Source organism: Azospirillum sp. TSO35-2 (genome assembly GCF_003116095.1).
In the GTDB taxonomy this organism is placed as follows: Bacteria; Pseudomonadota; Alphaproteobacteria; order Azospirillales; family Azospirillaceae; genus Azospirillum.
In genome coordinates this window covers 1446747-1447197 of record NZ_LGRA01000021.1, presented here as the reverse complement: position 1 = coordinate 1447197, position 451 = coordinate 1446747, and the positions used below count along the sequence as shown (strand labels likewise).

Annotated in this window: 1 pseudogene; it reads right to left on the bottom strand. The window is 75.4% G+C overall.

Annotated features, from left to right (window positions below):
• Positions 1-451: pseudogene (locus TSO352_RS22685) on the bottom strand (electron transfer flavoprotein subunit alpha/FixB family protein); the annotation flags it as partial.

Genomic DNA, 451 nt, shown 5'->3' with positions numbered 1-451 from the left:
GACGAAGCGCGACAGGGCGGGGTCGGCCACCGGGGCGACGCTCTCGATCGGCGCGCTGTTGCCCGCGGCGGCGGCCTCGAAGGCGGTGGTGCGGACGGTGACGACCTTCACCGCGTCGGCCGACCGCACGGTGGCGATGGCGTTGCCGGCGTAGATCGGCCGCTCGAAGGTGTCGGCGGCGACGACGGCGGTGATCTCCGAGATCATCGCGACGTCGAGCAGCGCGGCGACGCGCGGCAGCACGTTCTTGGCCACCGAGGTGGCGGCGCCGAGGATGTGGCTGTAGCCGGGGGCGAGCGACACCAGCAGGGCGGCCACCGGCTCGGCCAGCGCGTGCTCGTAAGCGGCGTCATCGGCGACCAGCACCTTGGCGACGCCGGCGAGCGCGGCGGCCTGCGCCGCGGCGGCCTGGGCGCCTTTGCCGGCGACCAGGAGGTGGATGTCGGCGCCC